Annotated in this window: 24 protein-coding genes, 1 tRNA gene and 1 riboswitch; of the genes, 9 read left to right on the top strand and 16 right to left on the bottom strand. The window is 45.4% G+C overall.

The window, feature by feature from the left end; translation table 11 throughout:
• Positions 1-260: 260 nt before the first annotated feature.
• Positions 261-764, bottom strand: coding sequence for a YwhD family protein (locus tag V6W81_RS00540; protein ID WP_145053409.1), 504 nt, complete (start codon positions 762-764; stop codon positions 261-263).
• A 101-nt stretch (positions 765-865) separates the two neighbouring features.
• On the opposite strand from V6W81_RS00540, the gene V6W81_RS00535 reads away from it, so the two are divergent.
• The 5 genes from V6W81_RS00535 (at position 866) to V6W81_RS00515 (ending at position 5,913) form a co-directional block, all read left to right on the top strand.
• Complete coding sequence (locus V6W81_RS00535) at positions 866-2,857, top strand: M1 family metallopeptidase (RefSeq protein ID WP_338541237.1); 1,992 nt, start codon at positions 866-868, stop codon at positions 2,855-2,857.
• A 10-nt stretch (positions 2,858-2,867) separates the two neighbouring features.
• Positions 2,868-3,710, top strand: a complete 843-nt coding sequence (locus V6W81_RS00530; RefSeq protein ID WP_338541236.1) for a carbamoyl transferase — start codon at positions 2,868-2,870, stop codon at positions 3,708-3,710.
• A 253-nt stretch (positions 3,711-3,963) separates the two neighbouring features.
• A riboswitch (cyclic di-AMP (ydaO/yuaA leader) is annotated at positions 3,964-4,101 on the top strand.
• A gap of 3 nt (positions 4,102-4,104) precedes the next feature.
• Positions 4,105-4,575, top strand: a complete 471-nt coding sequence (locus V6W81_RS00525) for a C40 family peptidase (protein WP_056698118.1) — start codon at positions 4,105-4,107, stop codon at positions 4,573-4,575.
• A gap of 335 nt (positions 4,576-4,910) precedes the next feature.
• On the top strand, positions 4,911-5,402 hold the full coding sequence (locus V6W81_RS00520; protein ID WP_338541235.1) for a GNAT family N-acetyltransferase: 492 nt from the start codon (positions 4,911-4,913) through the stop codon (positions 5,400-5,402).
• A 154-nt stretch (positions 5,403-5,556) separates the two neighbouring features.
• Entirely contained in the window at positions 5,557-5,913 is a 357-nt protein-coding gene (locus V6W81_RS00515) for a c-type cytochrome (RefSeq protein ID WP_056698111.1), read from the top strand.
• An 80-nt stretch (positions 5,914-5,993) separates the two neighbouring features.
• Here the strand turns inward: V6W81_RS00515 and rbsK are convergent, their stop codons facing one another.
• The 3 genes from rbsK to V6W81_RS00500 all read right to left on the bottom strand — a co-directional run bounded on the left by rbsK (position 5,994) and on the right by V6W81_RS00500 (position 7,868).
• The gene (gene rbsK, locus V6W81_RS00510) at positions 5,994-6,977 is read right to left on the bottom strand and encodes a ribokinase (RefSeq protein ID WP_338541234.1); all 984 of its coding nucleotides are present in this window, start codon (positions 6,975-6,977) and stop codon (positions 5,994-5,996) included.
• A gap of 41 nt (positions 6,978-7,018) precedes the next feature.
• Complete coding sequence (locus V6W81_RS00505; protein ID WP_056698106.1) at positions 7,019-7,315, bottom strand: 4a-hydroxytetrahydrobiopterin dehydratase; 297 nt, start codon at positions 7,313-7,315, stop codon at positions 7,019-7,021.
• Between the two features lie 259 nt (positions 7,316-7,574).
• Entirely contained in the window at positions 7,575-7,868 is a 294-nt protein-coding gene (locus V6W81_RS00500) for a hypothetical protein (RefSeq protein WP_145053396.1), read from the bottom strand.
• Between the two features lie 234 nt (positions 7,869-8,102).
• On the opposite strand from V6W81_RS00500, the gene motA reads away from it, so the two are divergent.
• Together motA and motB are read left to right on the top strand one after the other, a co-directional pair.
• Entirely contained in the window at positions 8,103-8,903 is an 801-nt protein-coding gene (gene motA, locus V6W81_RS00495; protein WP_145053437.1) for a flagellar motor stator protein MotA, read from the top strand.
• On the top strand, positions 8,890-9,708 hold the full coding sequence (motB, locus tag V6W81_RS00490) for a flagellar motor protein MotB (protein ID WP_145053394.1): 819 nt from the start codon (positions 8,890-8,892) through the stop codon (positions 9,706-9,708). The genes motA and motB overlap by 14 nt, the downstream gene beginning before the upstream one ends.
• Before the next feature lie 236 nt (positions 9,709-9,944).
• On the opposite strand, the gene rluF is transcribed toward motB, so the two are convergent.
• On the bottom strand, positions 9,945-10,646 hold the full coding sequence (gene rluF, locus V6W81_RS00485) for a 23S rRNA pseudouridine(2604) synthase RluF (protein WP_338541233.1): 702 nt from the start codon (positions 10,644-10,646) through the stop codon (positions 9,945-9,947).
• Positions 10,647-10,664: 18 nt separating this feature from the next.
• Entirely contained in the window at positions 10,665-13,004 is a 2,340-nt protein-coding gene (locus tag V6W81_RS00480; protein ID WP_338541232.1) for an ATP-binding protein, read from the bottom strand.
• A gap of 332 nt (positions 13,005-13,336) precedes the next feature.
• Here V6W81_RS00480 and tadA point away from each other — a divergent pair, with 332 nt between their 5' ends.
• Together tadA and V6W81_RS00470 are read left to right on the top strand one after the other, a co-directional pair.
• Positions 13,337-13,837 (top strand): tRNA adenosine(34) deaminase TadA, encoded by a 501-nt coding sequence (gene tadA / locus V6W81_RS00475; RefSeq protein ID WP_338541231.1) that lies wholly within the window; start codon positions 13,337-13,339, stop codon positions 13,835-13,837.
• 38 nt (positions 13,838-13,875) lie between these two features.
• A complete protein-coding gene (locus V6W81_RS00470) occupies positions 13,876-14,448 on the top strand; it encodes a GNAT family N-acetyltransferase (RefSeq protein WP_145053388.1) in 573 nt (190 codons plus the stop codon).
• Positions 14,449-14,584: 136 nt separating this feature from the next.
• On the opposite strand, the gene V6W81_RS00465 is transcribed toward V6W81_RS00470, so the two are convergent.
• The 10 genes from V6W81_RS00465 to guaB all read right to left on the bottom strand — a co-directional run bounded on the left by V6W81_RS00465 (position 14,585) and on the right by guaB (position 23,815).
• Complete coding sequence (locus V6W81_RS00465; protein WP_338541230.1) at positions 14,585-15,679, bottom strand: hypothetical protein; 1,095 nt, start codon at positions 15,677-15,679, stop codon at positions 14,585-14,587.
• A gap of 267 nt (positions 15,680-15,946) precedes the next feature.
• Positions 15,947-16,099 (bottom strand): small acid-soluble spore protein P, encoded by a 153-nt coding sequence (locus V6W81_RS00460; RefSeq protein WP_056698079.1) that lies wholly within the window; start codon positions 16,097-16,099, stop codon positions 15,947-15,949.
• 24 nt (positions 16,100-16,123) lie between these two features.
• Positions 16,124-16,300: a hypothetical protein gene (locus V6W81_RS00455; RefSeq protein ID WP_186381086.1), complete on the bottom strand. Its 177-nt coding sequence runs from the start codon at positions 16,298-16,300 to the stop codon at positions 16,124-16,126.
• Positions 16,301-16,326: 26 nt separating this feature from the next.
• Complete coding sequence (locus tag V6W81_RS00450; protein ID WP_307221577.1) at positions 16,327-16,668, bottom strand: hypothetical protein; 342 nt, start codon at positions 16,666-16,668, stop codon at positions 16,327-16,329.
• Positions 16,669-16,969: 301 nt separating this feature from the next.
• Positions 16,970-17,058 (bottom strand) — tRNA-Ser (locus V6W81_RS00445).
• A 243-nt stretch (positions 17,059-17,301) separates the two neighbouring features.
• Positions 17,302-18,585 carry a serine--tRNA ligase gene (serS, locus tag V6W81_RS00440; protein ID WP_338541229.1) on the bottom strand — a complete coding sequence of 428 codons (1,284 nt, stop codon included), beginning with the start codon at positions 18,583-18,585 and terminating at the stop codon, positions 17,302-17,304.
• A gap of 259 nt (positions 18,586-18,844) precedes the next feature.
• Complete coding sequence (gene pdxT, locus V6W81_RS00435; protein WP_338541228.1) at positions 18,845-19,435, bottom strand: pyridoxal 5'-phosphate synthase glutaminase subunit PdxT; 591 nt, start codon at positions 19,433-19,435, stop codon at positions 18,845-18,847.
• 17 nt (positions 19,436-19,452) lie between these two features.
• Complete coding sequence (pdxS, locus tag V6W81_RS00430; RefSeq protein WP_056698065.1) at positions 19,453-20,334, bottom strand: pyridoxal 5'-phosphate synthase lyase subunit PdxS; 882 nt, start codon at positions 20,332-20,334, stop codon at positions 19,453-19,455.
• 216 nt (positions 20,335-20,550) lie between these two features.
• Entirely contained in the window at positions 20,551-21,924 is a 1,374-nt protein-coding gene (locus tag V6W81_RS00425) for a D-alanyl-D-alanine carboxypeptidase family protein (RefSeq protein WP_186381087.1), read from the bottom strand.
• Between the two features lie 433 nt (positions 21,925-22,357).
• On the bottom strand, positions 22,358-23,815 hold the full coding sequence (gene guaB / locus V6W81_RS00420; RefSeq protein ID WP_128099787.1) for an IMP dehydrogenase: 1,458 nt from the start codon (positions 23,813-23,815) through the stop codon (positions 22,358-22,360).
• Positions 23,816-23,969: the final 154 nt, after the last annotated feature.

Below are 23,969 nucleotides of genomic sequence, written 5' to 3'. Positions count from 1 at the left end.
CACTTTTCAGCTGTTGGACTCCCTATCTTTGCAATCAATAGCCCCGCTGAGTGAAAATCTGTCCGGTTCTTTCTCACGATGAACGTGATTAGTGGAACACTTCAAAAGGAAAGCTGTTCTTGAACAACATTCAAAAAGCCCCGTACCTGATGTTAGGACTGACTCCTGTAATAAACAGGTGACTTCCTTCACTAAAGGTCACGGGGCTTTTTTAGTTTAATTATTTTGTTTAGTTACACGCACTGAAACGATTCAGGCACCTAGGACAATGCTTCCTTCAACACATCCGGGGAAGCATTCCACCATTCTTCGTTATGTGAGATCAGAAGTGTCTTCAGGGCTGCACGTTCTTCTGGACCCAGATCATCCAACATAAAGCGGCGTTTCAACGCATAATCCATGCGGTTCACATGATCCGCAAGCAATTTCCATCCACGCTTAGCCTCCGTATCAATCCACATCTCACATGCCGTCGCACCACCATATAGCTGTCCCTGCTCTGTACGGTCTACAGCTACCCAAACAAGCCATACTTGGCGTCCATTAGGTACGTCCTCACGATTGGTCGAAAACTTGATGCCACGCTCCACTTTACTCTTCGCGTGCATTGCACCAATATCAATCTTGGCTTCGCCTTGATCAATAATGACCGGGGATAAGTTATTCAGATCAATAGAACCCGCACCGAAACCTTTGTGTTTGCTTTTTGCACTAACGATATTCAAGGCAATTTGTTTTTTGCCGTTTTGCTCGTTTTGTTCCATGTTTATAGCCTCCAAGGGTTGATACAAATATTTTAACTAATATTCGTCCCATTGCAAACATATACATGCTGTAGATGCTTGTCAACGGGAGGTATTTAACGATGATTCCACGACGCGCCAAGAGTTGGCTCACCGCATTCCTTGCCCTGTGTGTACTTATTGCAGGAGCATGGATTACGCTGGGATACACTCGCTCCACAACATCCGAATTGCCTGTGCTCGCCCCAGAAGTGGGCAAGCCTCCAGGAAAACCCAAAACCTCCGCACCTCCAGAAAGCGTGCAGACCCCGACTGCTGAAGTGTTCAGCGACCGTGTGGTGGAATATCACATCGATGTGAAATTGGTGGACGGAAATGTGTTACAGGGAACACAGACACTAACCTGGACTCATCCAGGCAAAAAAACGGTCAACGAGCTTTATTTCCACCTGTATCCCAATGCATTCTCCTCTTCAGACACTACTTTTATGAAGGAGTCTGGCGGAAAGCTTCGTGGGGATGTTATGCCCACAGACGGCTACGGATCCATGAAGATTACGGAGATGAAAACAGAAGACGGTCTGTCACTTTTAAACCGCATGCAATACGTACAGCCGGACGACGGAAATATGAAAGACAAAACACTGATCAAAATCAGATTGCCCAAACCGGTGAAGGGCGGCGAGAGCATAACGCTGCACACTCGATTTGAAGTACAACTACCCAAAATTTTTGCCCGTATGGGAAACGCAGACAATTTCGTGATGGCAGGGCAATGGTTCCCTAAAATTAGTGTATACGAGCCTACAGGTAGACGTGGCCGCACAGCCGAGGGTTGGAATTTGCACCAATATCACGGCAATTCCGAATTTTATGCCGACTTCGGTATCTATAGCGTACGCATTCGAGTACCGGAATCATACAAGGTAGCCGCAACAGGTTTTCCAACGCAGCAGGCAGTTGTGAAAAATAACGAAAAGATCTATCAATTCTATGCCGATGATGTTCATGATTTCGCATGGGCAGCCTCACCGCATTTTGTTTATGCCGAAGAACCTTTCTCCGCCCCCAATGTTCCTGGAGTAAGGATCAAACTCTATCTTGACCCTGCGCATCAGGATCTAAAAGAACGATACTTCTACGCTGCTAAGGCAGCTCTAGCGAACTACAGCAAATGGTTTGGCACTTATCCCTACTCTACACTCTCCATTGTCGTTCCTCCGAAAACTGGAAACGGCGCAGGAGGCATGGAGTATCCAACATTGGTGACTGCCTTTGGGGCGGATGATACGACACCCGGGTATGATCTGGAACGAACCGTTGTCCATGAAATTGGTCATCAGTATTTCTATGGTATGCTCGCTAGCAATGAATTTGAGGAAGCTTGGCTAGACGAAGGGTTCACCTCTTATGCAGAGGATAAGTTAATGGAGCAAGAATATGGTCTAGTCCCTAACTTACCCGTTCAAGCAGGTCTGATTACGTCTCCAGCCCCGTTGACACAAGAAGCATGGAAGTTCGATTCACAGAACCATTATGCAGCAAATGTGTATACACGAGGCAAGCTTGTTTTGCTCGGTATCGAACAACAAGTTGGCTCCAAAACAATGGAACGCATCCTCTCTACTTATGTGAAGAAGTACCGTTTCAAACATCCTACTTCAGCAGATTTCCAAAAGGTCGTGGAGCAAGTTACTCGCACTTCATGGTCTACGTATTTTGATCAATATGTATATGGCGATGGGATGGCGGACTTTGCTGTGGAGAAAATCAGCGTAACTCCGATTCAGAAGGGCGAGCAAGAGGTGTACGAATCCTCTGTAACCATTCAGAAAAAGGGAAGCAATTATATGAAGGTTCCTGTACGAATTGTGTTCGAGGATGGTCATATCGTGAATAAGCAATGGAACGGAAACGAGGAGCGGATCACATATAAGCTTACTTATACTTCTCCGGTTTCTTGGGCCATGACCGACCCCCTGTACACTGTGGTATTAGAGAATCGTCATATGGACAATTTCCTGAAAGCTAATCTGGACGAACCCTCTAAATTCCGCTGGAGTTTGAGCGCAACCAAACTTGTAGAAGCTATTTTCGGAAGTCTGTCATGGTGAGGTGGAGACAGTGAAAGCAAAAATACGTGAAGGCTGGTTTCTCGTCCGTCAGCATATATTCATAGCCGCACTACTATTTATCTATCAATTAGTATGGGGATACTTTATCTATCGATTAGTGCAGTCTGCGGTTGTCCCGCTGCTGCTTCGTTATCCTGACACGGATGCTGGAGAGCTCAGTACCCTTTTGTTCAAAATGGAAAGTCAACTCAGCCTCTCTACTCATCCCGAGGTTCATCGGTATCTGTGGATTCTTGGAGCCATGCTGCTGCTACGCATGTTAATCACTCCCCTCATCCAAGCAGGACTGTTGTACTCATTACAACACTTTAATCAATCGGAGGAGCGCACTCCTTTTGTCCGTGGTATCAAAGTGTTGTGGAAACCGATGTTACTACTGCACTTCATCCGAACGTTGTTGATGTTGTTGCCGGCCTATTGGCTTGTGCCCAGACTATTCGCCATTCTAATGGATGGATTCCATTCATTACAACTGTTACTGACGGGTATTCCATATGTTTCCTTATGGATTGTGTACGGCTGGATTATTCATCACATGATGTTATACATGCAGTTCGGTGCATCAGCTCCAGATGGAGAAGGCCGAGCACGCGGTGCATTATACGCTCTATGGATCGCGCTTCGTCATCTCGTTCCTGTGATTGGCATCGCCTTGCTTCTGGGAGGGCTTCATCTGCTCATCTTCGGCGCTTTCACTTCGGCATCGTGGTTGTTAACAGGGCTAGCTGGCCTTATATTACAGCAAACGTATCCTCTGGCTCGCTGTCTGATGTCTCTATGGAAGATATGCGCCCATTTCCGCTTATGGCAGTCCAAGTCGACTAGAAGTTGATTCGAACAGGTTAAAATTTGTTACCATCTCCATGTCATATAAACGCGATGATAACGCTTCACAAAAGCAAACCTCAACCTTTCCCCGTCAAAGGTCGAGGTTTTTTTTGCTAATTTTACTGCTAAACGTTGCCAAATCAATGTACCTCTGGTACAATAATCGCAGTGAGTTTTTAGTAACAACTTTGTAATCTTTACCTTCATATTTGTAACTACTTAAAATTTAATCGTCATTTCTTGATTTCACAGGTGCACAACTAGCATAGCCAAATTCCTAGCACCTGGGAAGCGGGGGAACCAGTTATGGGTGAATTGATCTTGCTACAGAGGGATCATAGGGGACCTTCAACCGAATCCTTAAGCTAACCTCGCAGGCATTGGAAGGGGTATATCTCTTGTTCAAGAAGAAACTAACCGCAGCTGTACTTAGCCTCACATTCGCATTATCGCTTGGAGCGGGCAGCGCGTTCGCAGATTCAAAAATGGATGAAGTAATTGACTCAGCAATGGGAACTACATACAAAAGCGGAGGAACAACGCTTAACGGCTTTGACTGCTCTGGGTTTACACGGTATGTATTCGACAAGCTTGGCATTGATCTGGCTCGCCAATCAAGCTCCCAATTCGACATGGGTGATTCCGTTTCCCGTTCAGAAATGAGACCTGGCGATCTGGTATTCTTTAATACTTCCGGCAGTGGAGTATCACACGTAGGAATTTTCGTTGGAGAAGGTAAGTTTGCACACTCTTCTTCTTCTAAAGGCGTTACGATCAGCGCATTGAGTGAAAACTACTGGGCTAACCGCTATGTTGGCGCTAAACGTATTATGAGCACGGACGCGTATGAAACACTCGCACGTGACTAGGGACAAGCTGAGCAACATCATACTGTAACCAAGCATAACAGAACCGCCCGATCCATTCTCCGCAGGAATGTATCCGGCGGTTTTTTTGTGCTTCTTCGTCCGTGCCCTTATGATGTTTTTACCCATCCTATTGTAATATAAACGTAATAAACCGATCTTTTGTTTCAATTTTTTTCTATTTTACGAAGACTTGCCAAAACTACACCACGTTCTGTAGAGTAATGTTAGGAATATCTATACATTGACACATGATCTGTAGGATCGATCCCCACTCAAGAGCTTGTTCGATTTTGAAGCGGTACCTATCCTACAAATGAGAGGAGCGTGCAGTAAGTATGGATGAAGCTTCTGTGACGTTTCACGTTAAACCTATGGAAGAAGAACATGCTCAACAGATATGCAGTTGGCAATACGACCCACCTTATAATATTTATAGCTGGCTTCCTTGGGAACAGATGAAGGCACTTGAAGTCGAATTTGGAGATGTGCAGCTAAGGAAAGACCAATATGCTGTCATTTTTGGCGAGAATGATGAAATCTGCGGTTTTGCACAGTTCTTCCCGCTGGTCGGAGTCACCCGAATTGGACTAGGTATGCATCCCGAACGATGTGGTCATGGCCAAGGTGTTGAATTTGTGTCTGCGATTGTACAAGAAGCCATTCGTAGAAATCCCTCAAATGAAATTGATTTAGAAGTGCTCACCTGGAACACAAGAGCCATCCGGGTCTATGAAAAGGTTGGTTTTATCACCCAAGATACATACGAACGTCAGACACCTACTGGCTTGCAACCTTTTTATTGTATGGTGTATACAGGATCCCGTTAACGTATAAGATTGTTATGAGCTAATACGATTGCTGCTTTTAGTTGATAAGTTTCAAAAAATTACCACAAAATGCTATGATGTCATGGCTAGTTCCGTTATAATGATATGGACAGATTCAGTTAGATGATCTTTCATTCTGGAGGGGACATAAGGGATGCACAAGTGGATCATGAGCGGGGTATTTTTTGCAGCGTGCGCGTTTGCTATTATTTTAATGTTTACGCTTCCAGGAAAAGAAGAGGTTGCCCAGGAGGCTAAACCAACTATGCCGGAAGTCACGATGGATGCCGGACAGGCTGAAGCACTGGTGAAAGCCAATTGTATTTCCTGTCACGGTGATCAGCTTCAAGGGGGCGTAGGCCCAGCTCTTGCGAACATCGGAAGTCAGGATGACGTAGAGAAGATCTACTCCACGATCGTCAAAGGTAAAGGCGGCATGCCTGCGTTTAAGGATCGACTACAAGATGAAGAGATTGCCAACATTGCGATGTGGCTCGCCGAGAAAAAGTAACGGATGAACGAAGAGGCTATTACCTCCCTACCCGGGGTGTAACAGCCTCTTCTCTGTGCTTGGACACATCCATGATACAATCAGTCGCTTGATGCCTGCTGCGCAAGAAACGCTTCTACCTCATCTGCAAATGGCATTCCTGACTGGGCACCCAGCTTCGTCACAGATAGCGCAGCCGCGCCCATAGCGAAGCTTACGGCCGCATCAAGCGTCTCGCCGCGCGCAAGGGCTACCGCCAGCGCGCCGTTGAAGCAGTCGCCAGCGCCGGTCGTATCGACGGCGCTTACGGCGTAGCCGGGCGCACGGCACGCGCCGGCACGCCCTGCCTGTACGCGGCCGCCTGGCGCTGCCGCGTACACAGCCCCCTCGGGGCCGAGCGTCGTGACGACGGCGGCCCCGAGGGATGCGGCGAGCTCTGCGACCGCCGCATCCAGGTCTTCCGGCCGGAGTTGATCCCGGCCGGTAAGCACGGCGAGCTCGCTGCGGTTCGGCGTGACGACGTCAACGCACCGCAGGAGCTCCTGGGGCAGACCCGGCACCGCGGGAGCCGGGTTGAGCACCACCAGTGCGCTGCCTTCTGCCGCTAATGTAGCGGCGCGGGTGACCGCTGGCAGCGGAATCTCGAGCTGCAGCAGCACCGCTGCGGCTGCAGTCAGGCTTTTCACCGTATCCGCCTCTTCCAGCATCTCCGGCACTACCTTCCCATTCGCCCCTGGGATAACAATAATTCGGTTATCTCCATTGGAGAGCCAGATCGAGGCTGTACCCGTCGCTGAATCATCCATGACACGAACCTGCGATGCATCTACCCCGCTTTCGTGCAGGCTACGAAGCAGGCGTTCGCCAAACACATCTGTTCCTACAGCTCCAATCATCGTTGTCTGCCCACCGAGACGAGCGGAGGCCACTGCCTGGTTAGCCCCTTTGCCACCAGCAAGATAGTGCAACTCTTCCCCACTGACCGTTTCTCCCTCTTCTGGAATCGTATCCGTTTTGACGACAAGATCCATATTGAGGCTGCCAACGACAGCGATAAGCGGATGTTTCTGATTGTTGTCTGACATGCCGTTCACCCATTTCTAGCAGACGAGCCTAACCGAGTTGGTTATTCCGCCCTCATTTTCTCAAATGTTTCGTTGAATTGCTCCGCTTCTTTAATATCTACAGATGTAATGCCTCCGTCATCCCATGACGTGAGACGTAGCGTGACTGTCGTATAATCAATCGTTATGAAAGGATGATGATTGAATGCTTCCGAGATCGCAGCGACCTCATCTACAAATGCAATCCCTTTCATGTAGTTAGAAAACACAAATTTGCGGACAATCCATCGTCCCTCCTCTAGTTCCCAGCCTTCAAGCCTTCCTAGATGAGCTTCGACTTCCTCTTGCGAAAAAACCATACGTTATCTTCCTCCCCATACGATGGAAACATCACCATACTTCCGTATCCATCTATGCTACCAACGAAACCTTTGGCACTACCGACTAGCCCCAAACGGTTGGTTCACCGCAGTGCGATTCGCCGTTTCATGACTATCATCTTACCATGGACAAGCCTCAAAATCCAATCTAACAGATGACGGTAGAGCCAATAACCACAAGGCTTTCAGGGGTTTATCTCCCATGATAGATGACCCTGAATCAACGTTTCTGTGCAAGCTAAATCAGCGGTACAAAGGTCAGTTCTTCTTCTCCAATCAAAATATGAATCCGGTGCTGATCCTTATCATGGATGACAACCCCGCTGCCAACTGGAATAACCGATTCCTCACCTAGCGCATAAAACAGATCCTCTGCCAGTGCCTCATCGACTTCAAGCTGCTCCGCTTCGCCTAATCTGCTCCACTCTTCCGAATCCATTTCAAAGAAAACATACCGATCCGGTATACGACTGAGAGCCTGTGTTAAATCTGTCAATATTCCTTCATAATCCCGTCCATGCTTTACGCCCATTGGCTTTTCACTCCTATTCGGCCCCTAAGGAGCGGATTTCATCTTATTATACCTGAAAATAACCCTTAAAAAAAAAGGCCTATTGGTCGATAAATACTATACATGATCGTTTTAACTGTTTTGGCAATCCAAAAGAGTGCCTAGCATGAAACGAATTGCGGCTCTACGTTCGTCCGGAAGCCCGAATATAGCCGCTTGAAAGGATTCAATTTTATCTCATGGATGAGGTGTATGATGAACATTTCAACAATTATTGGACTTGTTTTGGGACTCGCTTCACTTGTATTCGGTATGATGTTGAAGCATGCTCCCGTAATTAATCTAGTCAACAACCCAGCAGCCTACATGATTATATTTGTTGGTACCGCAGCAAGTATTTTTATGGCATTCCCTATGTCAGAAGTCAAGAGAATTCCGAAACTCTTCGGAATTTTGTTCAAACAGCAACAATTGATCGATCGCGTATCCCTAATCGGCACATTTATGGACTGGGCTTCCACTACCCGTCGTGAAGGTTTGCTTGCACTAGAATCAAAAGTTGAAGAAATCGACGATCATTTCCTTCGCAGCGGCATGCGAATGATTATCGATGGGAACGATCAAGATTTCGTCAGCGATGTTCTAATGGAAAATATTCACACTACAGAGGAGCGTCACCGCAGTGGTGCACTGATCTTCTCCCAAGCAGGTATGTATGCTCCAACACTCGGCGTTCTTGGAGCCGTAGTTGGTTTGATTGCAGCCCTTGCGGATCTTAGCGATATGGATAAGCTCTCTCAAGCGATTGCAGCAGCATTCATCGCTACCCTCTTGGGTATCTTCACAGGTTATGTACTGTGGCATCCAATGTCCAACAAGTTGAAGCGGATGTCCAAGCAAGAGATGGAAATCAAGCTCATGATGGTTGAGGGTCTGCTCTCGATTCAATCCGGTGTTTCCACCATTGCTATCAATCAGAAATTATCTGTATTCCTGACACCTTCCGAACGTAAACAACTGGAAGAGAAGGAGGGTTCATCAGGTGAAAAAGGCTAAGAAGCATGAACCACATGAAGAGCATATAGACGAGAGTTGGTTGCTCCCTTATTCCGACTTGATGACCTTGTTGCTCGCTCTTTTTATTGTGTTGTTCGGCATGAGTTCCATTGATGCTGGTAAGTTTGAGCAAATGGCTTCCGCACTAAGCAGCGCATTGAATGGTGGATCAGGTGTCCTTGATTATAGCTCCATGAATCCTGAAACTCCAGGTGCTGATCTTGGTAAGAAGAAAGAACAGCCTGAGGAGATTACGAAAAAATCACCGAATCAGATCACCGATGCTCAGATGGCTCAGAAAGAGCAAGAGGATCTGGAGAAGCTCAAGAAACGTCTGGATCAGTATATTTCAAAAAATGGACTGTCCGATCAGCTTAACACCAAGTTAAATCAGTCGGAACTGAAGATCACGATCAGTGATAATGCCTTGTTCTCCTCTGGACGAGCCGATGTGAAACCAGAATCGCGCTCCTTGGCCAAAGCGATCTCCAGCATGCTTCAGGAGTTCCCTGAATATGAAGTGGTTGTATCCGGTCATACCGATAATGTTCCCATTTCGAACAACCAATATAAGGATAACTGGGATTTGAGTGCAGATCGTGCCCTCAACTTCCTCAAAATTCTGTTGCTTAATACGGCGCTCGATCCTTCCATGTTCACACCTAGCGGCTACGGAGAGTACCATCCAATCGCTAGTAACGATACGAATGTTGGACGAGCACAGAATCGACGTGTAGAGGTTTCCATCATTCGGAAATACCAAAGCAACAACACGTCTGTAAAAGCTGTTGATTCGGCTAACTAGAAGCCCTATTAATAGCATAAGCTATTTCGAATAAACGATAAGTGCTGCTTTCCTTTTACCAAGGGGAGTGGCACTTTTGTTTTACTCCCTACTCTGCTGCGGCATCCCGCTATTGTTTTATTGCTATTACTGAATCTTGCTCTGCTCCTATGGACAGATGAAGAAAGCCAGCATCCAGTAATCCCGTAGGGACTCCCGAACGCTGGCCTTATTTCACTCTGGCTATGCTCTCGTATTTATTCTAATGAATAGTCGAGCAGACTACCGAGTTCTGCTTTCTCTGCCGCAGTTAACTCTCTCCACTTGCCCGTAGCTTGTTCCCCAAGATGAATGTTCATGATACGGATTCTTTTCAGCCTCCGAACCTCATAACCAAATGCACTGCACATCCGGCGAATCTGGCGGTTCTTTCCTTCAGTCAGTATAATTCGGAACATTCGATCCGAGATACGTGTCACTTTGCAGGGAAGCGTCATTTCGCCAAGAATTTTGACCCCTGTACTCATACCCTGCAGGAAGCTTGCAGTTACTGGTCGATCCACGGTCACGATATATTCCTTCTCATGGCGGCCCTCTGCTCTTAAGATCCGGTTTACAATATCCCCATCATTGGTCATAAGAATCAAACCTTCTGAATCTTTATCCAATCGACCAATCGGGAAGATTCGCTCTGTGTGGCCTACAAAATCTACAATATTCCCCCGGATATGTTGCTCCGTCGTACTGGTGATCCCCACCGGCTTGTTCAAGGCGATGTACACATGTTTTCTTTTCTCCCGGATCGGCTGTCCATTAATGCGTACATCATCGCCTTCTTCAGCCTGACTACCTAGCTCTGCCTGGATACCATTAATCGTTACTTTCCCACTCTCGACTAGCTTGTCCGCTTCACGCCGGGAACAGTAACCTGTCTCACTAATAAATTTATTAATACGCAAAAGGTCATCTCACCTCATCTAGTTCTCTTCGTCTGTAGGGGGCTGCTCCGTGCTGTTATCGTCTTCTGCCTGCTCTGGCAACTTATCCGAAGCCGGAAGATCAATAATAACCGTTGTCCCCTTGTTCATGACACTTCTAATATCCATCATGCCCTTATGTGATTGAATGATGCGCTGACTGACCATCAGACCAAGACCCGTTCCCGACTCTTTGTTGGTAAAGAACGGTTCGCCCAACTTCGGCATCATCTCTTCAGGAATACCAATTCCTTCGTCCTTGATCTCAATCCTTACGCGATTCAGCTCTTCCTCATGGTGAAGACGAATTCGAATGCTTCCTCCATTAGGCATCGCCTCCATACCATTTTTGAGCAGGTTAATAAACACCTGCTTCAATTGATTCTCTTCACAGTGTACCATAGCCGAATCGGATGAGGCACTTAGCACAAATTCTACACCATGCAGATGCGCTTGGCTATCGAGCAGTGAGATTACATCCCCAAGGATAAAACGGATATCCCGATCTTGAAAATGAACCGCCTGTGGCTTCGCCAAGATCAGGAACTCACCAACGATGAGATTGATCCGATCTAGCTCTGACAGCATTAAGTCCAGATGACGATGATTAAGCTTGTTTGTCTGCTGTTGAAGTTGAAGGAACCCACGCAATGTGGTTAGTGGATTCCGAATTTCGTGCGCAACGCCGGCAGCCAATTGTCCTACAGTCGTTAGCTTCTCAGAACGTCTCAGCAGCTCTTCCATTCGGTTACGACTTGTGATGTCTCGCGATACACTGATCAGTGCTGTGATTTCGCCCTCTTCGTCTCGAACGGGAGCAGTACTTACGCTGACTTCTACACGAGTTCCATCCTTCTTCATCCAAGTCGTTTCATTAGAGGTGATTGACATACCCTCAATTAACTGTGCGTGCTGCTCACGCCGTTCCTCTTCCGCCTCTGGAGGGATGATCTTCAAGGTACGCCCTTCTACTTCACGGCTACGCCAGCCATATAGCTGCTCAAAAGCACGGTTTACCCGAAGTACATTTCCATCCAAATCCGTAATATGAATCGCATCCGCAGTCTGATTAATAATCGATTCTAGGTGCTCTTTGACTGCGCGGTTCTCTTCATACATCTGCTTAAGGCGATTCGTATAATGACCCAGATTGCGAATCATGGCATTAATTCGATTGGCGAGCTGTCCGAGCTCATCCTTCCTTTTCACTTTCAGACGGAAATCGAAATGTCCATCAACGACATCATTCACCTTGCCTAATATCAATTGAATTGGACGTGTAATATATCCTGCGAGCAGATAACTGCCGAAGATTACAATCTCAAGTAATACAAGGGAGATCGAGGCATGGCTGACCAACTGCTCTGACACCATGGAAGATATCTGCTTATAGTCCATGACAATTCCGATTACATAAGACGATTGATTAGGAGTAAAAATAGGAATAAAGCTCTTTAACACTTTTTGGTCATGTGTTTCGCTGACAAAAGAAACGTTCTGTCCCGTACGAATAGCTTTCACCACTGCACGGTGATCCTCTTCTGTTGTGCCATATTGATATGTTCCGAACCTGATTGGTTTGTTGTTTAACTTGCTAAAGTTACTATCTCTTCCGTCATCGTTCATACTTGGACTACCAAAGGTTAAAGGATTAATACCTGTAATCTCAAGAATAGAAGGATTAACTTCACGAATTTTGTTCAAAATCTCATCTGGACCAGAGATCTTCACATAGTCATCAACTTCGGCATTATTATAGAAGGGATTGATTATGTAGTTCCTCTCCCCATCATGGTAGTAGCCCCAAATATCAATATCCGACGGACTGGATGTCGAATACTCGAATCCATCTGACCAGAAATGATCTAGCGCTTGCCCTTGGGGAATGGTGACCTGATGCTTTTCGAACAATTGCTTGAAGGCCTGATACCAATACGTCATGGATTTTGTGGAAAGTCCAATCTCCCGCGGATCGGAAGAACGGGTTACAACGATATCATCCTCGGTCTGTTCCATGAGCGATATGTGGGATACGCCGACCTTTTTGCTCACACGTACAAGGTCTTCATTTGTGATATTATTAATATCCGGATCTAGTTCTTCTGCAGCCATAACCGAAGCAAGCCACAGATTACTACCAATCTGGCGTTTTACATATTCTGAACTATACTGATTCTGTTCGACAGAAATCGCGATCTGTTTAGCAGTCAGCACCATTTTATTTTCGCTGTCCTGTCTAAGGTTTTCCTCTGTAGTATAGTAACTCAGTGCAATATTCAGCACCAAAATAACGAGCACTGAACACGACATAATCATGGATAATTTCGTTTTTATAGACAACTTTTTGTTCACCTCTCGGCTTGTACCCTTTGGCGATATATGGCAAAACCTATATCCATCATAACGGTTGTATGTGGTTTTGAAAAGGATATTTGACCATAGTCCAAAAGTTACCGTTTAGCTAAAAAGCTCGAAATTTATTGTTTTTTCGCTTTTTCCATGTCTACAATTAAATAAGTCACAAAAACTATACACAAATCCACAGGGTTGTGGATAGTATGTTTATAACTATGTGAGCAACTCCGTAGTTATCCACAGACTTATACACAACATGTTAACAAACCGAATATTTGTTCGCTGAATAAACGTTTTGAAAGGGGCTTTTAACTGTAATGAATGATATTTCCTCCCATATTGATCTTTCCCACCTTCCGGAAGAGGCTAGGCACGAGTATTGGATGCGGGAAGCTATTGCTGAGGCACAAAAAGCGGAGGCACTTGGGGAAGTTCCTATTGGGGCTGTCATCGTGCAGAATAACCGGATCGTCGGACGTGGATATAACCTACGAGAAACAACGCTGGATTCGACAGCTCATGCAGAAATGGTCGCTATTCGTCAGGCCAGTGAAACGATTGGAGCTTGGCGACTGCTGGATTGCAGTCTGTATGTTACGCTTGAGCCTTGCCCCATGTGTGCGGGTGCAATAGTACAATCACGTGTTCCGCGTGTAATCTATGGCACCGCCGATCCAAAGGCGGGATGTGCAGGAACATTGATGAACCTGTTGCAGGAGCCAAGGTTTAATCATCGAACAGATGTCATCCCGGATGTGCTCCAGCCTGAATGCTCCACCATGCTCACTCAATTTTTCCGACGTTTGCGTAAAAAATAGAGGCTTCATTCAATTTTGAAAGGATGTGCAACGCCATAATGGCACTGACACTATACGACACACCTAACGGTATCAGCCTTCGTTTATTAACATCAGAGGATACACAGGCTTATCTAGATCTGATTCAGATTACACGCATCCCCTATCAATCTGTAGAGCCTATACGAGAGGATGAGTTCTATACGCTGGAAGCACAGACTAGACGCATTCAGGATCGAATGAAGGCTTCTGAAGAAGGAACCGGGTATCAGTTCGGTATTTATACCATCAAGGACAGTACTCTCATTGGACAAGTTAGCCTAAACAATGTTGTCCACGGTGTCGCCAACTATGCGGATATGGGTTACTTCATCCACCCAGACTATCAAGGCGGCGGACGAATGACTGCTGCTGTAAAATTAGCTGTAGCCTACGCATTTCGTGCACTGAAGCTGAATCGTGTACAAGCTGCCATTCTGCCTACCAATCAAGGATCGCAGCGTGTGCTTGAGAAGAACGGCTTTCAAGCAGAAGGTATTGCACGTAAATATCTTAAGATTAACGGGCAATATCAAGACCATCAGATTTATGCTGTTCTCGTTGGTGATCTGCACGAACAATTATCTGACTAGTCGCTCACCAATATAGTACGTTCGCTCCAAAAAATGCACCACCCAGCGAAATAAGAGTGTAAAAATAACGCCTATAATCAAAGCGGAAAACGTTCTTCCGTTTGATTATAGGCGATCTTGTGAGATTACATAGATATTAGTAACCGTAAGAAGAATTCATCAGCTCTTCGAGCTCTTGCATTGTAATCACGTTATCACCAGTTGGAATGTTGATTTTAAACGCTGGTTTTTCGTTGATTTTAGTGTACGTGTTCGAACCTGTGAAGGCCAATTTAACTTCATCCTTGGTATCCGGTTGTTTGATCAACAGATCAGCATCCATTTTTTGATAAACGGGGAAGTCCTGTTTATCCAAGGCAAAGTCAATGTTGAATTTATTGATTGTCAGCGTTTCTTTCAATTTATCCAGATCTTTGGACATTTCAGCTTGATCAGCCTCAGTGATCTTCAGATCTTCCTTCGCTCTATCAATATCTTCTTGGCTTAATTGCAGCATTTCGCGATATTCCTCTTTGGACAAGATGTCCATTACTTTAGGCAATGCTTTCGTTACCAGTACAGTAACAGCTTCTTTTACATTGTCATTCGTAACTGAGAATTGTACGACTTGTTTAGCATCTACTTCTTCAGGAAGTGCTGCATCTTTCACAGCAATGTTTTTGAAGAATTTCTCTTGATCATATTCACCCAATACCGCATCCATCACTTCGTTGCTGAGCTTCTGTGTTTTTGCAGCATCCATAGCTTGTGGATTGAACTCTGTTCCTTCTTGTTCAGCCAGTTCCTTCAAGTCGATCTCAACAAATTTGTTAACGATCGTTTCTGGAATAGGGAAGAATGGAACATTTGGTACCTTAACATAGAGCTTCTCTGCTGTCATAACCATTGGGATATTGAACGTCATGCCCATATCACCTTTGAGCTCAATGCCAAGCGTCATTTCCGTTTGCATAGGCTCACTTTGGTAAACGCCTGTAACGTTCAACTGAGCGTCTTTCAGCATACTCATAAACTGAGTCATGGTTGGATCACCTTGTGACTCTGCTCCAGGTTTATAGCTCAGATCATTAATTGTAAAGTTGGAACTCATTTCATACGAAGTTAGTTTAGAAGCATTGGACGCAGCCGTCTTCAAAGCCTCTTTTGGTTCTTGCTTCGTACCACATGCTGTTAATGCCATAGACACGGTCAACAACATTGTAAGTAGAAGCGCCCCCATGCGTTTCTTCATTTGTTTCTCTCCTCTCGTGATAACCCCAAAAAAATAATTCAACATCAATGATATACCATTTATTCTGAAACGGAAACACGATTTGGGAAATTTGTGATCTTTCTTCTGCAAATTGGCTACAAAGACCTATGTCAGATTTCAATGGTAACGGTTCACAAAGGCTAGATATGTACGAATACGCAAAAAAATCCGGCTTTACCTGCCGGACTTTTTTGGTATTCTGTTGATTTATCAAGTAGTACAGACTCTATTTTACTTACAGCATGTTTAACCCTCAGGGTTCAAGTGATCAACATGATTTTGGTTTTTTACCTTTTTGGAACCCGATAATGGCTCTTGCATGGAAGATCCCTTAGAAGGTTGTCTATGCTGTTTAGACGGTTGTGCCTCAGGTACAGGGACAGCTTTAGGTTTGCTCATGGTGTTCTGTTCCCCCTTCTAAAATTAGGAATGAGATGGATTCATGTCTTCCGTTTTATCGTGATTCAGTGAATCTTGATGTCGACGGTCATTCACGTCCTGCTGAATTTGCTGAGCATGGTGGCTGTTGACAGCCGTTTGCTCAAGGTCTGCAGCTACGTTTTGTAGATTTTTGTCCACTCCCGCTTTAGCTTTGCTCACTCGAATCACTCCTTCCCCACTTAGGGTTATGGTCTGGTTCTAGATTGTAACGATTGAGCGCATTCGTGAATGTGCCGAGTGTAATCGTGAGCAAGCTCCTGAATCGGCTCTGTTCGCTCATCCGTTGACTGTCCATCCCGCTCGACATCGACTAATTGCACGTTGACCTCCCGGGAATCTACATAAGCGCATTTAAAGTCAAAGGAGTACATTTGATGCCCAGCAGTCGCAATGTGAATACGAATGGCCTGCTCATCGGCTCCGTCTGCCATAACTTGTGCTTGATCGCCAACATTCAGGACTTCGGGTAAACGCTCTTGCCAAGCGCCGACAAGCTCTGATTGACTGATGTTTAACTCGCGGTTCATCTTACCACCTCCACTTCTATAAAGTGCGGCGATGAAGATGTTTTTATGCATCTCGCCTCTGCTTGATTTCACATTTCCACATGAATCCATAGCAAACCTATTCAACCAGCAGTAACAGCCTATAACCACTGCTTACTTGGCCAATCCGCAAGTTTATATTTAAGGTGAGCTCAAAGTGACATGGCCAATCCTGCAACAGCTGCGCCACGCTTAATGCTAACCGATCTGAACAGCCCGTTCCCCAGAAGAAAATCAAAAAAGGACTTGAGCATCAGCTCAAGTCCTTGTTATTAACATAATATGGCGGAGAGGGTGGGATTCGAACCCACGTGGAGTTGCCCCCTAACGGTTTTCAAGACCGCCCCGTTATGACCGCTTCGGTACCTCTCCAGGGAAAATATTTTATAAACTTGCCACGAGAGATATCATACCATAATGTTGGGCATTATAGCAAGCTTTTTAAATAACATTTTTAAAATTTATTTTAAATTCAATTTATATTCTTGATTTGCTTCAATTAGAGCCTTGCTCTCGTTCGTTTAAAAATAGAACCCGTCATCCTCTCGATGACGGGTTCATTATCATTCGTGATTTCAATCTGATCTCACGCTTTAGAATATACTATTCCAGGTTCTATGCACGACGTGCAATGACACTGATTCCACCCATATAAGGACGAAGAACCTCTGGAATCACGACTGTGCCATCTTCCTGTTGGTAGTTTTCCAAGATCGCAGCTACTGTACGTCCAACAGCAAGCCCTGAACCGTTCAGTGTGTGCACGAATTCCGGCTTCGCTTTTGGTTCTCTACGGAAACGAATATTTGCTCGACGTGCTTGGAAATCCTCACAGTTAGAGCATGAAGAAATCTCACGATATGTGTCACTCTCAGGCAACCATACTTCAATATCATAAGTTTTCGCTGATGTGAAGCCCATATCGGCTGTACATAGCGTAAGGACACGGTATGGAAGTTCCAGCAATTGCAGTACACGCTCTGCGTTTTGTGTCATTTTCTCCAATTCCTCATAAGAAGTTTCTGGAGAAGAGAGTTTCAGCAATTCTACTTTATTGAACTGATGCTGGCGAATCAGACCACGCGTATCGCGCCCAGCTGAACCGGCTTCTGAACGGAAACATGAGCTGTATGCCACAAAATGTTTCGGCAGATCCTCCAAGTTCAGAATCTCTTCGCGATGATAGTTCGTTACCGGAACTTCGGCAGTTGGAATCAGGTAATACTCTGTATCTTTCAGCTTGAACAAGTCTTCCTCAAACTTCGGCAGTTGTCCTGTACCAAACAGACTATCCCGGTTCACGATATAAGGAGGCAGAATCTCTTCATAACCATGCTGATCACTGTGCAGATCCATCATGAAGTTAATCAGAGCTCGTTCCAGGCGAGCACCAAGTCCTTTGTAAAACGTAAAACGGGAACCCGTTACCTTAGCCGCTGCTTCAAAATCAAGAATATCGAGATCCTGGGCAATTTCCCAATGGGCTTTTGGTGTGAATGAGAATGATTTGGGTTCTGCATAACGGCGAACCTCCACATTGTCCTCTTCGGAAGCTCCAACAGGTACACTCTCATTCGGAATGTTTGGAATCGCCATCGTCAGCTCATTAATCTTCGCTTCCAACTCGCGAACTTCTTCATCCATTGCTTTGATTCGATCGGAAACCTCACGCATCTCAAGGATGAGATCGTCTGCGTTCTCCCGGTTTTTCTTCAGACGAGCTACTTCTCCTGATACCGTATTCCGACGACCTTTTAACGTTTCATTCTCTTGCAGCAATTCTCTGCGTTTGGTATCCATTTCGGTGAATCCTGCAATGAGATCCAGAGACTTGCCACGATTCGTTAACGCTTCTTCTACACGTGCATACTCATTCCGCAATATCTTCACATCAAGCATCGATTACCCTCCTAATAGCCCCACAAATGTAGATTCTGATATGTAGATCAGCAATGTCTTTGTGAGCCTGTATCTTTCATCATTCGTTAAGACTAAAAACAACCCATGAACCTCGGAAGACGCCCTATGCTGCGATTCCCGCTTTGGAAGCAGATACGGGCAACATCAGGCATCCGATTAGATGCAACCCCTACAACCACTCTCTAGAGTGATTGTAGGAGCGATCCGTTTCCGGGCAATCATAGGTTGTTCATCGTTGCTATAGATTCTGCACAGACGCTTTATATGACCGAGCCATGTCTACAAAGTAAGCATGCAAGCGGTAGTCGTCCGTCAATTCAGGATGGTAAGAACAAGCCAGCAAATGACCCTGACGTGCTGTTACAATTTCATCCTTGTATGTGGAAAGAACCTCAACCTGTTCTCCTACACTTTCAATCAAAGGAGCCCGAATGAATACAGCTCTCACCGTTTCCTCAATACCCTTGACTGGCAGATCGGTCTCAAAGCTCTCTCTCTGCCGTCCAAAAGCATTACGGGATACGGTCATATCCATCAGTTCCAAATGAGCCTCTTCCTGACCTGCAATATGCTTAGCCATTACAATCAACCCTGCGCATGTACCAAAAACCGGTTTACCTGCTGCAGCAAATTCACGAATAGCTTCCATAAAGCCATATTTGCGCATCAGTTTACCAATTGTAGTGCTCTCACCACCAGGAAGGATCAGCCCATCCAACTCGTCCAGTTGCTCGATGTTTTTGATGGCCATTCCCTCTGCCCCAGCTTGCTCAACACTACGGATATGCTCCGTTACTGCGCCCTGAAGTGCTAACACGCCGATCTTCATCTGCAATTCCCCTTCTCTTACCAGCCGCGATCCTGCATACGCTCAGAAGGCGAAAGCTTGGAAATCTCGATACCTTTCATTGGTGCTCCGAGGTTTTTCGAAACTTCGGCAATTAGTTTGTAATCCGTATAGTGCGTTGTTGCTTCTACAATGGCACGAGCGAATTTCTCAGGGCTGTCCGATTTGAAAATCCCTGAACCTACGAATACGCCATCAGCTCCCAGATGCATCATAAGTGCTGCATCTGCAGGAGTAGCTACACCACCCGCTGCAAAGTTAACCACTGGCAGCTTACCGTTCTCATGTACGTCAAGCAGCAATTCATAGGCAACACCCAGGTTTTTCGCTTCAGCATACAACTCATCCTTGGACATGTTCGTAACTTTACGAATCTGGCTGTTAATGAAACGCATATGACGAACAGCTTCAACGATATTTCCTGTTCCCGGTTCACCTTTCGTACGAATCATGGAAGCTCCTTCACCAATACGGCGCAATGCTTCCCCAAGGTCTTTAGCTCCACATACAAACGGTACAGTGAACTCATGCTTATCAATATGGAATACTTCATCCGCAGGAGTTAGCACTTCACTCTCATCCAGATAATCTACCCCGAGTGATTCTAGAACTTTGGCTTCAACATAGTGTCCAATCCGAGCTTTTGCCATGACTGGAATAGTTACAACTTTCATCACTTCTTCGACAATTGTTGGATCCGCCATACGAGCCACTCCACCAGCCGCACGAATATCAGAAGGAACACGTTCTAAAGCCATAACCGCCGTAGCACCTGCTGCTTCAGCGATTTTAGCTTGTTCTGCATTCATAACGTCCATGATGACGCCACCTTTTTGCATTTCAGCCATACCTCTTTTAACGCGCGATGTTCCTGTTTCCATATTCCAAGCCCCCCGTAATGTATGTGCTGCTCTTACCCCTATGGTGAATGTGAATTCACCACACTAGGGCAGAAGAACATTTAGACTTTTTACTGATTCATACGTAGAATTCTAACTTGATATTTTACCGGAAAAATTGTAAATATACAATCCATCCAGTCGGAATTACTTGCAATTTGTCACGGTAAAATATACGAAATTCAATTCAGGAAAAAATTAGAACAAGTTTTTGATTCCATCGAACAGATCAACGAAGAAATCCTTAACAGCACGGAAGAATAGACGGAACCAGCCGCCCTTCTCTGCTTCTTCTGCGGTTATGAGATTCACCGTTTTCTCCTGTGGTTCAATACCTTCAGCTTTGTAGCTATAAGTTACCGTTCCAACTTTAGTTCCTGCTTTAATTGGTGCAACTAGCTTGTCTGCTTCGGTGATGTTCGCTTTAAATGTCACATCCAGGTTTTGTGTTCCTTTAGGGACAACAAAACTTACAGCATTATCTGTAACAACAGGTACCGTTGTTTCTGCACCTTTTTTCAGTGGTACAGCTTCCCAACCAGTAACCTTCGTTTTAGCAGCAACAGCCTGTTTTACTTCGAAGTTGTTAAATCCGAAGTCCAGTACCTTCTTCGTTTCCTTGAAACGTGCAGATTCTGAAGTTGTACCCATAACTACACTGATCAGACGCATACCATCACGCTCAGCTGTACCTGTGAAGTTGTTCCCTGCGTTTGTGGTGTGGCCTGTTTTCATTCCATCCAGACCTTCATAGGCATAGCTTTTGAAATTGGTTATATTTTTATTCTCTTCCAACATCCAGTTATAGTTGATAATTGGTGCTTTATCATTTGGACGGAATTTATAGGATTGAATGGTTGTGAAGTCTTTGTAGTCTGGGTGATCCATAATAATATATCTGCATAGAATCGCCGCATCAATCGCTGACATCATCGTTTCTTTATCTTCATCCGGACGGAATTTTGCAGGCATATCGGCACGGTCAAGACCTGACGAGTTAATGAAAAAGGTATCTTTCATTCCCATGCGTTTTGCTTCTTCATTCATCATTTTGACAAATGCTTCTTCGGAGCCGGCAACGTGTTCAGCCAAAGCAACGGTAGCATCGTTGGCTGACCCAACCGCCATCGCGATATAGAGCTCTTTGACAGTATGCTGATCGCCTTCTGCAAGGAAGATACGCGAACCAATGCTTTTCGCTGCGTTCTCTTTAACAGTAACCACATCATCCCAACTAAGTCTGCCTTGCTTCACTTCTTCAGCCACGATATACTCTGTCATCATCTTAGTCATACTTGCGGGCGGCTTTGCTTCGTTTGCATTTACAGAGAGAAGGATCTGACCCGTTGATGCTTCCATCAGTACAGCATTCTTAACTTCAAGCCCTAATTCATCAACACCCGGGATCTTAGCTGCTTTTTCGGTTTTTGTCGTCGTTGCAGCTGCCGTCAGGACTTGCCCTGAATCGTTCGCTGCAGCCATGACAGGCATTACCGCAGACAGGCATAGCATATTAATCAGCATTACTGAGGCAACGCTTTTTTTGAGCATTTGGCGTTTCTTTTTGTTCATTGTTTTGACTTTCAAGATGAATACTCCCTTCAAATCCGAAGCTTTCCGTTCTATGCTTCAGTACAGCTTAAGCTGCGATATTTTCTTAGTCCCCGTCATGTTAAATCCATGTGTAACGTTGTTTTAATGCGCTATATCGAATGAGCATGTATTTGCCCTCAATTTCAATATTGACTGTTCTTTCATCAGCATGAACTCTCATGTTTATGTAGATGTTCGTCCGCGCTTCTATTTAGCAGACCAACCTATGTATGCTCACCTAACCAGATTAGGTGTCTTTTCCATAGATTCACGTCAAAAAATCGCCGCAACGCCCTAATCCATTAAAGAATCGTCACCGCTTGTTCTATTCTATCACAGGGGTATCCGCAAAAAAAGACAGACCCGGCGAAAATCGCCAAGCCTGTCTTGGAAATAGTTAACTCTCTTCCGATTACAACGAGTAGTTAGGTGCCTCTTTTGTAATCTGTACATCATGTGGGTGACTTTCCCGCAAACCTGCACCGGTAATGCGGATGAAATGTGTATCATTACGAAGCTGATCCAAGCTGCTTGTTCCACAGTAGCCCATACCAGAACGCAGACCACCGATCAGTTGGTGAATCGTATCAGACAAAGGACCTTTGTATGCTACACGACCCTCGATTCCTTCCGGAACAAGTTTCTTATCATCATCTTGGAAGTAACGATCCTTACTTCCTTGTTTCATTGCACTCATTGAACCCATACCACGGTATACCTTGAAGCGACGTCCTTGATAGATCTCAGACTCGCCTGGGCTTTCTTCTGTACCTGCAAACAAGCTTCCCAGCATCACGGCATGAGCACCTGCTGCAAGAGCCTTCGTGATTTCACCGGAATACTTAATACCACCATCGGCAATAATCGGAATTCCATACTCACGTGCTACAGTTGCACAATCGTATACAGCCGTTACCTGAGGTACGCCGATCCCTGCGATAACACGAGTTGTACAGATAGAACCAGGACCGATACCTACTTTTACTACAGAAGCACCTGCTTCGATTAGATCACGTGTTGCTTCACCAGTTGCTACGTTACCTGCAACAATCGTAAGGTTCGGGAAACGCTCGCGCAGTTGACGGACTGCATCAATAATATTGATGTGATGACCGTGAGCGGAGTCTACAGTGATTAGATCAACGCCTGCTTGTACGAGTGCATCAGCACGTTCAAATGTATCTTTCGAAATACCAATTGCCGCACCCACCAAAAGACGACCTTGTGCATCTTTGGCTGCATTCGGGAATTGAATTGCTTTTTCAATATCTTTAATTGTAATGAGACCTTTCAATGTGTTGGACTCATCTACCAATGGAAGCTTCTCGATTTTATGCTTCTGCAGAATACCTTCTGCTTCTTGCAGCGTAGTGCCTACAGGGGCAGTTACCAGGTTCTCACGAGTCATTACTTCGCTGATTTTAATGCCGTAATCATGGATGAAACGCAAGTCACGGTTAGTCAGAATACCAACCAGCTTCTGTTCACCCTCAACGATAGGTACACCGGAGATACGGTACTTCGCCATAACGGCTTCTGCATCAGATACCAGGTGTTCCGCAGTCAGTGAGAATGGGTTCGTAATAACGCCGCTTTCCGAGCGTTTAACACGATCCACTTCCTCCGCTTGTTGCTCAACAGACATATTTTTATGAATAATCCCGATGCCGCCTTCACGAGCAATAGCAATTGCCAATGTTGCTTCTGTAACGGTATCCATACCCGCACTGATCAATGGAATATTCAGTTTTACACTATCGCTCAAACGTACAGATACATCTACTTCTTTAGGTAGTGTCTCGGATTTCCGTGGCACCAGCAATACATCGTCGAAGGTCAAGCCTTCCTTACCAAATTTATCTTCCCACACGCGGGTGTTCCTCCTTATGTTTGCTCAGCTTTACGGTCCAAAACCCGAAGATCCTAGGCTGTATTTTACGCCGAAAATGCGTTTTCTGAAAAATTTATTATTGCCATCTTAGCAAAGCGATATTTAGCCTGTCAAGGGAAAGTGACTGGTTATA

It is taken from the genome of Paenibacillus tundrae, from assembly GCF_036884255.1.
GTDB lineage: Bacteria > Bacillota > Bacilli > Paenibacillales > Paenibacillaceae > Paenibacillus.
The sequence above is the reverse complement of the archived record's forward strand: the minus strand, read 5'-3'. Positions and strand labels throughout refer to the sequence as shown.

Bases quoted from the DNA above. Each gene is read 5' to 3' on its own strand.
- V6W81_RS00540 (WP_145053409.1), bottom strand. From the start codon at position 764: ATGGAACAAAACGAGCAAAACGGCAAAAAACAAATTGCCTTGAATATC.
- V6W81_RS00535 (WP_338541237.1), top strand. From the start codon at position 866: ATGATTCCACGACGCGCCAAGAGTTGGCTCACCGCATTCCTTGCCCTG.
- V6W81_RS00520 (WP_338541235.1), top strand. From the start codon at position 4,911: ATGGATGAAGCTTCTGTGACGTTTCACGTTAAACCTATGGAAGAAGAA.
- V6W81_RS00515 (WP_056698111.1), top strand. From the start codon at position 5,557: ATGCACAAGTGGATCATGAGCGGGGTATTTTTTGCAGCGTGCGCGTTT.
- rbsK (WP_338541234.1), bottom strand. From the start codon at position 6,977: ATGTCAGACAACAATCAGAAACATCCGCTTATCGCTGTCGTTGGCAGC.
- V6W81_RS00505 (WP_056698106.1), bottom strand. From the start codon at position 7,315: ATGGTTTTTTCGCAAGAGGAAGTCGAAGCTCATCTAGGAAGGCTTGAA.
- V6W81_RS00500 (WP_145053396.1), bottom strand. From the start codon at position 7,868: ATGGGCGTAAAGCATGGACGGGATTATGAAGGAATATTGACAGATTTA.
- motA (WP_145053437.1), top strand. From the start codon at position 8,103: ATGAACATTTCAACAATTATTGGACTTGTTTTGGGACTCGCTTCACTT.
- tadA (WP_338541231.1), top strand. From the start codon at position 13,337: ATGAATGATATTTCCTCCCATATTGATCTTTCCCACCTTCCGGAAGAG.
- V6W81_RS00470 (WP_145053388.1), top strand. From the start codon at position 13,876: ATGGCACTGACACTATACGACACACCTAACGGTATCAGCCTTCGTTTA.
- V6W81_RS00465 (WP_338541230.1), bottom strand. From the start codon at position 15,679: ATGAAGAAACGCATGGGGGCGCTTCTACTTACAATGTTGTTGACCGTG.
- V6W81_RS00460 (WP_056698079.1), bottom strand. From the start codon at position 16,099: ATGAGCAAACCTAAAGCTGTCCCTGTACCTGAGGCACAACCGTCTAAA.
- V6W81_RS00450 (WP_307221577.1), bottom strand. From the start codon at position 16,668: ATGAACCGCGAGTTAAACATCAGTCAATCAGAGCTTGTCGGCGCTTGG.
- serS (WP_338541229.1), bottom strand. From the start codon at position 18,585: ATGCTTGATGTGAAGATATTGCGGAATGAGTATGCACGTGTAGAAGAA.
- pdxT (WP_338541228.1), bottom strand. From the start codon at position 19,435: ATGAAGATCGGCGTGTTAGCACTTCAGGGCGCAGTAACGGAGCATATC.
- pdxS (WP_056698065.1), bottom strand. From the start codon at position 20,334: ATGGAAACAGGAACATCGCGCGTTAAAAGAGGTATGGCTGAAATGCAA.
- V6W81_RS00425 (WP_186381087.1), bottom strand. From the start codon at position 21,924: ATGAACAAAAAGAAACGCCAAATGCTCAAAAAAAGCGTTGCCTCAGTA.